The 8025-nt window shown below is 57.3% G+C and carries 6 protein-coding genes; 4 read left to right on the top strand and 2 right to left on the bottom strand.

All coding sequences use genetic code 11. The features are described 5' to 3' along the window. The first annotated feature begins 81 nt into the window (after positions 1-81). From ACIQ0Q_RS07995 to ACIQ0Q_RS07980, 4 genes are all read left to right on the top strand, one after another. On the top strand, positions 82-1581 hold the full coding sequence (locus ACIQ0Q_RS07995; RefSeq protein WP_395772412.1) for a CoA-acylating methylmalonate-semialdehyde dehydrogenase: 1500 nt from the start codon (positions 82-84) through the stop codon (positions 1579-1581). Positions 1582-1668: 87 nt separating this feature from the next. Continuing rightward, positions 1669-2637, top strand: coding sequence for an agmatinase (gene speB, locus ACIQ0Q_RS07990; RefSeq protein ID WP_395772411.1), 969 nt, complete (start codon positions 1669-1671; stop codon positions 2635-2637). Between the two features lie 60 nt (positions 2638-2697). Then, complete coding sequence (locus ACIQ0Q_RS07985; RefSeq protein ID WP_395772410.1) at positions 2698-4536, top strand: ABC transporter ATP-binding protein; 1839 nt, start codon at positions 2698-2700, stop codon at positions 4534-4536. 136 nt (positions 4537-4672) lie between these two features. Then, positions 4673-5128, top strand: coding sequence for a bacterioferritin (locus ACIQ0Q_RS07980; RefSeq protein ID WP_395772409.1), 456 nt, complete (start codon positions 4673-4675; stop codon positions 5126-5128). A 9-nt stretch (positions 5129-5137) separates the two neighbouring features. On the opposite strand, the gene ACIQ0Q_RS07975 is transcribed toward ACIQ0Q_RS07980, so the two are convergent. Next, the gene (locus ACIQ0Q_RS07975) at positions 5138-6556 is read right to left on the bottom strand and encodes a wax ester/triacylglycerol synthase family O-acyltransferase (protein WP_395772408.1); all 1419 of its coding nucleotides are present in this window, start codon (positions 6554-6556) and stop codon (positions 5138-5140) included. 55 nt (positions 6557-6611) lie between these two features. Further along, positions 6612-8021 (bottom strand): cryptochrome/photolyase family protein, encoded by a 1410-nt coding sequence (locus tag ACIQ0Q_RS07970; RefSeq protein WP_395772413.1) that lies wholly within the window; start codon positions 8019-8021, stop codon positions 6612-6614. Positions 8022-8025: the final 4 nt, after the last annotated feature.

Genomic DNA, 8025 nt, shown 5'->3' with positions numbered 1-8025 from the left:
CCTACAAGGCGGTTGCCGATGATTTGGGTTATGCCTACGTATCTGCCGCTAAAGCACTGAACGCCTGACTGGGAATTCGCCATGACCGCCACCATCGCCCACTTCATCGATGGCAATGCCGTTTTCGGCAACAGCAGCCGCAGCGCCGAGGTCTTCAATCCGGCTACCGGTGCCGTCACCGGACGCGTGGCCTTGGCGGACAACGGCGATGTGGAGGCCGCAATCTCCTCTGCGCAGGCCGCTTTTCCGGCGTGGGCCGCAACCACCCCGCTGGCCCGAGCGCGGATCATGTTCAAGTTCAAGCAGCTACTGGAAAACCATGCCGATGAAATCGCCTTGGCCATCACCCGTGAGCATGGCAAGGTACTCTCCGATGCCAAAGGCGAACTGACCCGCGGCCTGGAAGTGGTCGAATTCGCCTGCGGCATTCCGCATCTGGTCAAAGGCGAGCATTCAATGAACGTCGGCACCGGCCTCGATTCTTTCAGCGAATATGCACCGTTGGGCGTGGTCGCCGGCATTACGCCCTTCAATTTTCCGTGCATGGTGCCGATGTGGATGTTTCCCATTGCCCTCGCCTGCGGTAATACCTTCATCCTGAAACCTTCGGAACGTGATCCGACGCCGCCCCTGATCCTGGCTCGATTGCTTAAGCAGGCTGGGCTTCCGGACGGCGTGTTCAATGTCGTGCATGGCGACAAGGTAGCCGTGGATGTCCTGCTCGATGACCCGCGCGTGCAAGCGGTGAGCTTCGTCGGATCAACACCCATTGCCGAATACATCTACACCCGCGGCAGTGCCGCGGGAAAACGTGTGCAAGCCCTCGGTGGCGCCAAGAACCACATGCTCATCATGCCGGATGCCGATATGGATCAGGCCGCCAACGCCCTGCTCGGGGCCGGCTACGGCTCAGCCGGTGAACGTTGCATGGCCATTTCAGTCGCGGTCTGCGTCGGCGACGCCGCCGCGGAAGCGCTGATTGCCAAACTTAAACCGATGGTCGAAGGCCTGCGCATCGGCCCGGGTGACACCGACAACCCGGACATGGGGCCCTTGGTGACCTGTCAGCATCGCGATAAGGTCAAAGCCTATATCGATGGCGGCGAAGCCGAAGGTGCCGAACTTCTGGTGGACGGACGCGGTCTGGAAGTTGTCGGTCATGAAAACGGATTCTACCTTGGCGGCACCCTGTTCGACCATGTCACTCCTGAAATGACCATTTACAGAGAAGAAATCTTCGGGCCGGTACTTTGCATTGTGCGCGTGCCGGATTTCAATACGGCCTGCAGCCTGATCAACACCCATGAATACGGCAACGGCACCGCCATCTTCACCCGCGACGGCGATGCCGCACGTCAATTCAGTCACAGCATCCAGGTCGGCATGGTCGGCGTCAACGTTCCCATCCCCGTTCCCATGGCATTCCATAGCTTCGGAGGCTGGAAACGCTCCCTGTTCGGGCCCTTGCACATGCACGGCAAAGACGGCGTGCGGTTTTATACCCGCCTGAAAACCATCACTGCGCGCTGGCCAACCGGCCTGCGGGCCGATGCCGAGTTCAGCATGCCGATTATGAAGTAAACTGAAGGTATACAGACCGGTGACGCTCGTCCCGGCGATTGCTTCGCGCAAGGAACGACGAGTGGACTGCTGAGACCGGAGCCCACCATGTCGAATGACAAGCCCTCCCCCGCCACTGCCGCCTTTTCGGATCTGGCGTTTACCCGATCTTCTCCTTACGGCACCCAGGCCGAGCCGACCTATGCCGGTGCCACCAGTTTTCTGCGGCGCAGATACAGCAAAGACCTGAATGACGTCGATGTCGCCGTCATCGGCGTGCCCTTCGATGTCGCCACCACCGGACGTCCGGGCACGCGTTACGGGCCGCGCGCTATGCGCGCCGCATCGACCATGCTGGCCTGGTGTCCACCCTATGCCTGGGCATCCGACCCGCTGGATACGCTGCATGTCATCGACTGGGGCGATGTGTTCTTTGATTCCGGCAACATCACGGCCGCCCCGGCACTGATCCGGGAAACCTACCAGACAATCAGCTCAGCCGGCGTCAAACCCCTGACGCTTGGCGGCGATCACTTTATCAGCTATCCGATTCTCCAGGCCCTGGCTGAAATACACGGTCCGCTTTCGCTGATCCATTTCGATGCCCATTCCGACACCTGGGCCGATGATGGCAATCGCATCGACCACGGCACCATGTTCTACCAAGCGGCTAAAACCGGCATCGTGGACCCTTCGCGCTCGATTCAGCTCGGGATGCGCACGTTCAATGCCGAAAAACACGGCTTTGAAGTCTTGGATGCCCGGTGGCTGCATCGGCATGGCATCGCGGCAGCCGTCGCGGCCATCATGACACGCGTGGGCGATAGTGCGTGTTATCTGAGTTTCGACGTTGATTTTCTCGATCCTTCCTGCGCCCCGGGAACCGGTACTCCGGTAGTCGGTGGGTTCGACACCCACACCGCGCTTGAATTGATCCGCGGAATGACCGGAGTCCGCCTGGCCGGCGCCGATGTGGTCGAGGTCTCGCCACCATTTGATCACGCCGAAATCACCGCATTGGCGGGCGCAAGCATTGCACACGAGATGTTGGGATTGTTTGCAGCCAATCGCAAATGACCATACTTACCATGACCGGCATGCGATAAACTGTAGGTCTGCATAACGCACGGTCATTGCATGCTTTCCTGGTTCGAGCGCCTCGTCCCCCCGTTCCCTGATGGTCCTCCGGATCAGCCCCCGGAAGGCTTCTTCGCGTTCATCTGGAACGCCACACAAGGCATTCGCGGCCTGATCCTGTTGCTGGCGATTCTGACGGCCTTGATCGGGGCATTTGAAGCCCTGCTGTTCGCCATGCTCGGCAATATCGTGGACTGGCTGAGCAAGGTACCGCCGCATCTGCTCTGGCAACAGGAAAAGCGCAATATTATCCTGCTGACTGCCGTGTTACTGGCCAGTCCGCTGCTCATTGCCGCACAGGCACTGGTGAAATACCAGGCCCTGAACGGCAACTTCGCCATGCGTCTGCGCTGGAATTTCCACCGGCATCTGCTGGGCCAGAGCATGTCCTTCTTTCAGGATGAATTCTCCGGACGCGTCTCGGCGAAAATGATGCAGACCGCTCTCGCTGTGCGCGATGCGGTCATGATTGTGACTGACATCCTGGTGTTCGTCGTGATCTATTTCCTGACCATGACCCTGGTCGCCGGCAGTTTTGACCGGCAGCTGCTGTTGCCGTTCTTCGGCTGGCTGGCCCTGTATATCCTGACGCTCATGTATTTCGTTCCCCGTCTTGGTCGCGCGGCAAGTGCGCAGGCCGATGCGCGCAGTCTGATGAGCGGAAGGGTTACGGATGCCTACAGCAACATCGCCACGGTCAAGCTGTTCTCGTATAACCAGCGTGAAGCGCTCTACGCCAAGCAATCAATGCAGGAGTTTCTCGTCACGGTCTACCGGCAGATGCGTCTGGTTACCGGCTTTGAAATCGTCAATCACATCCTCGGCATCGCCCTCATACTCGCAACCGCAGGCGCAACGCTGTGGCTGTGGAGCACGAATGCCGTCGGCATCGGTGCGGTTGCCGCCGCCACCGCCATGGCTCTGCGCCTGAATGGTGTATCGCACTGGATCATGTGGGAGATGGCCAACCTATTCGAAAATATCGGCACCGTCCAGGACGGCATCGGCGCCTTGTCCCGGCCGGTGGCCGTCCGCGATGTGCCGGATGCGCGGGATCTGAAGGTCAGCCGCGGTGAAATCACATTTACACATCTCGATTTCAGTTATGTGCCCGGAAAGCCGGTCGTATCCGATTTCAATCTGAGCATCCGGCCGGGAGAAAAAATCGGTCTGATTGGACGCAGCGGCGCTGGAAAATCAACCATCGTCAACCTGCTTCTCCGGTTTTACCCGGTCCAAGCAGGCAGCATCCATATCGACGGCCAGGACATCGGACAGGTGACTCAGGAATCCCTGCGCCGGCAGATTGGCATGGTCACTCAGGACACCTCGCTGCTGCACCGATCAGTCCGCGATAATCTGCTCTACGGCCGACCAGATGCGGATGAGGGGTCCATGCGACAGGCCGCGCGTAATGCCGAAGCCGAGGATTTCATTCTCGGCCTCAGCGATGCCAAAGGACGCACCGGCTACGATGCGCATGTCGGCGAGCGCGGCGTGAAGCTCTCAGGCGGCCAGCGCCAGCGGGTTGCCATTGCGCGCGTCATGCTCAAGGATGCCCCAATCCTCCTGCTGGACGAGGCCACCAGTGCTCTGGATTCGGAAGTGGAAAGCGTGATACAGCGCGACCTTTACCGCTTGATGGAAGGCAAAACCGTGATCGCCATCGCTCACCGCCTGTCGACCATCGCTGCTATGGACCGGCTGATCGTGATGGATCAAGGGCGCATTGTCGAAACCGGTAGCCATGCCGATCTGATTGCTATGAATGGGTTGTATGCGCGCCTATGGTCGCATCAAAGTGGTGGATTCTTGCTAGATTCTGATGATTTGCAGTAAAACGGGCGCAGGCAGTTCGTCCAAGAACGCGCTATCTATTTGATTAATTACATTTAAATTAACAGAGCATGTCGTCACGCGCAGGACGCAAGGATTTGGTACGATTTCAGTCATCCCCCACATTGAGAATCCGGACATGAAAGACGCTGATACCAAAAAAGCCATCAAACTATTGAACGAAATCATGGAATTCGAACTTTCTGGCGTTGTTCGCTACACCCACTACTCCCTGATGGTGTTCGGTTATAACCGGATACCGATTGTGAGCTGGCTGAAGGGAAACGCCGATGAAAGTCTTGCGCACGCCTATAAAGCGGGAGAATTGGTCACTATGCTCGGTGGCCACCCGTCGCTGAAAATCGGCCCACTGCTTGAAACGGAGCAACACAATATTGGTGACATTCTCCGTGAAAGCCTGGAACATGAGAAACAGGCAGGGCAGTGTTATTACAAATTACTCAAGCTCGTGGAAGGCAAGTCGGTGGTACTCGAAGAATACGCCCGCGAAATGATTTACCAGGAAGAACTGCACCTGGACGAAGTTAACAAGATGCTTCGTAATCCCGGCGAACTGAAGCCGTTTAAACACTGAATCCGGAAATCACGCACTGGACTGGATTCCCCAATCGCTCATGAGTGCGATGTAAAGTAGTTTTTCAAATTCCGGAATGAAGCGCTGTATGACTGCATCGGGATCGGGTATGAGTTTGGCATCGGCAATCAATCCGAAATGGACATTGCCGTTGTAGCTCAGAATGCTCACACCCATGCCGATGGAACCGGTTTGCGGCACCCAGAACATCTGCTCCTTGATTTTCTCGCCCGCCAGATAAAGCGGCATCTGCGGCCCGGGAACATTGGTCGCTACGGTCGTTGCTTTTCGGCTGAATATTTCGAAGGCCAGATTCTGAAGCATGGGTGGCGCCATGCCCAATGCCGCTAGCAGTCCGTAAACGACCACCGCCTGCCGAGACTGTTTGAGTTGCTTCATGCTTTCCACCACGCGGAGCAGACGCTGCACCGGGTGGATTTCACCGATTGGCAGATCCAGAAACACCAGCCCGAAATGATTTCCGAGCTTCTTGGCATGCTCAAGCGGCCTTAAATTCACGGGAACTGTTGCGCGGATGGTGACACCATCGATCCGCTCGCCACGTTCGACCATATAGCTGCGCAGCGCACCCGCCATGGAAGCCATAAGGACATCATTGACCGTGGCGTCGAACACACGGGATATGGCTTTCACGTCTTCCAGTGGCAATGTCGGGGCCCAGGCCACGCGCTTACTGACGCCGAGTTTCCCACGGAGCACGGTGTCGGGATCATCGCTGAGCGAAAGCGCGACGGCGAGTTCACGTGCGATTTCGCCACCCTCCTTCGCCACTACATTGGCAAGGGTAGGATCACGATAGAAATCCATGCTCTTGCCGAGCAGGCTTTCACCCAGTTTCATGTATCGGTCGATCATGCCCATGCGTTCTTTGACTGCTTTACCGTCTTCCTTGAGCCATGTTTTCGACAAAGGTTCACGTTTTGACGGCCGCGCCTCGCTGTCGGTCATTGACAGCATGACCTGCACCAGGGCAATGCCATCGGCGTAGCAATGGTGGATGCGGGTGATCAGTGCGGAGCCGCCGTCGTATTTTTCCACCAGATGGAACTGCCAGAGCGGTTTGCTTTTATCCAATGGCGTAGATGCCATCTGGCTGACGAAACGTTCGAGGGCGGCCTTGTCAGCCTTGCCGGGTAATGCCGAAAGCCGCACATGGTAATCGAGATCGAAATCGGCATCGTTCTGCCAAAATGTACCGGTCGACGTTTCCACCACTTTCTGGCGAAAACGGGGATAGGCCAGAAACCGCTCACTCAACACTTTTTTGAGTTTGACGATGTTGACCGGAGTCTCGAACATCATCACACCGGTAATCATCATGAGGTTGGTCGGTCTTTCCATGCGCAACCAGGCATGATCGACACGGCTCATCGGCGTTTTTCGGGTGCTTCCGCGGGCAGCGCTCATACTGGACTCGTTATTGAGTTGACTTCACTTTACCGCAATTCCAGCCCAGCGGGCACTAACGACTGCTGTATGCGGCTAGTGCGCTGGCTCGGGATATGGCCAGATCTGCGATTGGGGTTGAAGGATAATCCGGCGCCATTGCTGCGGTTAGCGTCGGCTTTATCCAAGGCGCGAACACCATCGGGGCGGGTAATGCCGAGAGCTCAGGCACCCAGCGTTTGATATAACGGGCCTGCGGATCGAAACGTTCAGACTGAGTTACCGGATTGAAGATGCGGAAGTATGGCGCAGCGTCGCAACCGGTGCCGGCGGTCCATTGCCAACCCTGGCTGTTGTTAGCCAAATCGGCATCCAGCAGTGTGTCCCAGAACCATCGGGCACCATGCAGCCAATGCATACGCAGGTTCTTGCAGAGGAAGCTAGCTACGATCATGCGCACACGATTGTGCATCCAACCGGTATGCCAAAGCTCCCGCATGCCAGCATCCACAATCGGAATTCCGGTATGACCCCGCTGCCAATGACTCAGCAATTCTGGGTCCGGGTCTGCCCAAGCAAAGCGATCGAACTGGGGGTTAAGATTATGATCGCTGGATTTTGGGAAATGATGCAAAAGATGGTAAGAGAACTCACGCCAGCCCAACTCTGACTTGAAGTGTCCGATATCTACCTGGGCGGCTTCCGATACTCTGACACGATTGATGCGGCGCCAGATCTGCTGTGGTGAAATCTCGCCGAAATGCAAATGCGGAGAAAGCTTGGACGTGCCAGTCCGATCCGGCAGGTTCCGCTGCTCCTTGTAACCGTCAATGGCTCCATCGCAGAAGATTTCGAGCATTTCATGGGCACCACTTTCACCCGGCTGCCAATACTGCCAGAACTCCATATGCCACGCCTTCTCAGGCAAGAGGCCAAGTTGATCGACAGAGAGTCCGACGATGCCTGAATCCGGCAGCATGCCGGGTGTCGGAGAGGCGTTTAGTACTGCGAGCTGTGCAGAAGCATTGCGCCAGAACGGCGTGAACACCTTGTAAGGTGTGCCGCCACCTGTTTGGATCTGCCAGGGCTCGAAGAGCAGATTGGCATTGAAACGCCTGACTGTTAAGCCGTGCTTCTCAAACGCCGCCTGTACCCGCGCATCGCGCGACTGCAAGATCGGCTCATACAGATTGCTGAAATAGAGCGCTTCAGCCTGTGCTTCGGCCTGAAGTCGCTCAAGCTCGACAAGGCTCTGTCCCTGGGCAATGAGTAGTCGTCCGCCGAGCCTTGCAATATCCTGCTGCAGGGCCAGAAGGGAATGATGCAACCAGGTCCGGCTGGCCGCACCTGGGGCCCAGTCGCCCTGCTCTTCAGGGGCATGCACATAGACCAGTACGGGCGCATATCCATCAGCGATTGCTTGCGCCAGCGCGGGATTGTCCTGCAGTCGCAGATCGCGACGTAACCAGACCAGGGCGTTGGCCACAGGC

The sequence above is a fragment of the Arenimonas sp. genome, from assembly GCF_044348765.1.
GTDB lineage: Bacteria > Pseudomonadota > Gammaproteobacteria > Xanthomonadales > Xanthomonadaceae > Arenimonas.
The sequence above is the reverse complement of the archived record's forward strand: the minus strand, read 5'-3'. Positions and strand labels throughout refer to the sequence as shown.